At 65.2% G+C, this 2,419-nt stretch carries 2 protein-coding genes; both read right to left on the bottom strand.

What is annotated here, in order from left to right; translation table 11 throughout:
- The coding region (locus ACFWUY_RS41265) for an exonuclease domain-containing protein (protein ID WP_384122075.1) at nt 1–733 on the bottom strand (733 nt) is incomplete at its 3' end.
- Between the two features lie 152 nt (nt 734–885).
- Entirely contained in the window at nt 886–1,446 is a 561-nt protein-coding gene (locus tag ACFWUY_RS41260; protein ID WP_384122073.1) for a DUF6233 domain-containing protein, read from the bottom strand.
- Between the last annotated feature and the right edge of the window lie 973 nt (nt 1,447–2,419).

Raw genomic sequence — 2,419 nt, 5'->3', positions numbered from 1 at the left:
CGCACGCTCCCGCAACTCCAGCGGGTACTTCCTCGGGGCAGCCATGATCAGATCTCCTCTCGTGAGAACCATCTGACCTGCTGTCACCTTCCGCCGCATCTCGGGGGAACCTCACTTCCGGGTTTCGGTAGTAGCGGGTGAGTTCGCGTTCGAATACGCAGCGGTCGAAGGGCATGTTGTAGCCGACCAGGGTCCGTCCGTGCAGCAACTCGGTGAGGCGGGGCAGGAGTTCTGCGAAGGCCGGAGCGTGTGCCACCTTCTGCGGGGTGATGCCGTGTATATAGACAGCGGCTGGCTCAATCACCGCATGTGGCTGGAGGTATTCCTGGAACACGGGGGTGCCGTTTCTGTCCAGGACTGCGATCTGCACGGCGTAGGGGTTTTCCAGTCCGGTGGTTTCGCAATCGAGCACCAGCATCGACGGATCAGCCAGCAGACAGCGTGCCCACCGGGCCACCCGCTCCCGCTCGAAGAGCCACGAGACCGGGCGGCGCAGGAAGCGCACCACGTCGGCGAGATCGCGGAAGGATTGCTCCGTCCCCTGCACCCGCCAGGCCGGGCGGCCATGGTCACGGTCCCAGCGCACCATTCCGGCGTACTCCCGGTCGTGGTAGACCGCCCACGCCGGCCGGTCGCTGTCGGCGGGTCTCACGAACTGCACGGGACACCCGTCGACATCGCGTGTGAACACATCCTCAAGTACCCCGACGTCTTCGGCACTCGCGGCATCCATCTCCACCCCGTATTCCTTTTATGACAAGTCGTCATGCAGATTACCGGTTTTCATTGGCCCCTGGGTTTGTCGTGCCGGGGTGGCAAGCGGCATGCTCGCGCCTCACGGTTCACGTGGTAGTCAGACGTAGCCGTCTGTCCCGCCAGCTCTCGCTACGGCGCGCCGGTGAGGGAGTCGGCTGCCTTGCATTCCCGGCAGGCTGCCGCGCGGGGTTGCTGGAGTGCAGTGAGGGCTTGTTCCCGGTTGAGTGTCCGGTCGCTGGGGGTGCAGCCGATGACGTGGAGGAGGGTGGCGCCGGGGTGACCGGGGCGGTGGGGCAGGTCCTGGAGGGTCCAGGCAGGTTGCCCTTTACACAGCGGGATGCTGTCCGCCGGGGAGGGCCGGTGGGTGGGAACGTGCGCGTAGGAGGTGCCGGAGAGAGGACGTACGTGTGGGGGGCTCACCCAGGCACGGTGCTCGACGGCCTCTGTGCTGCCGTCGGCGGTGTCCTGCCATACGAGGAAGCCCACCAGGTACTGCCAGCCGCTTTTGGTCTGCCGCCGCGCGTGAAGCCGTCCCCGGACCTCCTGGCCCCCGGGCAGAAGAACGGTGATCGGAGCCGCAGCGTGACCATTGCTTCTCTGGCCTGTACTCACTGCTTCCTTCCCGCCCTGTCCACACACGGTGCGCTGCCTTTTACCGAGCCCTGGCCGATCGCCGGGAACACCCCCCATACCGACTGGCGCGCTGCGCGGTGATGATACACAGGCTGTGACGGTCACGGATTCAACAGCGAGGGCTGCTTTTCCGATCACAGGCGGCCTTGCTTACCAGTATCCTCGCTGTCGCAGACGGGTCCTCAGTGATTGTGCCGCGATGTCGGCGGGAACGTCCGGGAGGAAGTTCTCTGCCGCCCATGCCTGTACCTCATCCGGGGTTGTCCGGATGAGCCTCTGCCCTGCTCTGCAGGCCGCGTGGTTGATCGCCTGGTCGGCTGCGATGAGTACACATTGAGCCTTTTCCAACCTGAAGCACCTGCCAGTAGGAGAACCCCGCGGCAGCTCCCCGGAGGCGCCAGTCAACTGGTGAAGACCTGGCCAGGAGCCCGTGCTGGACTCGGGTAGCCGATCAACGACAGTGCGCTGACCAGTGCGGATGCCAGGTTGGAAAAGGCCCATTGCCTGTCGTACTCGGCCCCTCTGTAGACGGCCTTCCGATCGCCTTTCCGCCGCCACTGGACCATGTCGCGACTTTCTTGACTCGAAACTCTCGGCGAGCGGCACGGAGAAACGGAACGACGGCAACGCCGTTACCACGCTCCATGCCGACTCAACCCCGCTGACGGGGGAGAACTCTCCTCCTCCCGGCTGATCACGATGCGGTCACGACGGAGGAGTTCTTCAAGACCGGCGTCACACGAGAGCGGAAAGCCGGACCTGTAGAAGGTGAACGGCGGTATGGACCCGCCCCACCTTTCAGGAGCACCCTGTAGTGTCCTGCGCCTGAAATCTGATGGCTAAGTCTGTATCCTATTGTGATGTCGCCGGGTCCTCCTGCTGTTGAAGTCCGTTTGTCCGTTGAAGAGCGTGCGGAGTTGTCTCGTTGGGCGGGCGGGGCGGTGGCGCCGCGGTTCGCGGAGCGGGCACGCATCGTGCTGGCGTGCGCGGAGCCGGCGCCGAACGCGCGGGTGGCGGCGGAGGTCGGCGT

It is taken from the genome of Streptomyces sp. NPDC058664 (assembly GCF_042716635.1).
Lineage (GTDB): Bacteria > Actinomycetota > Actinomycetes > Streptomycetales > Streptomycetaceae > Streptomyces.
Note: the sequence above shows the minus strand (reverse complement) of the source record. Positions and strands in the feature narration are given on the sequence as shown.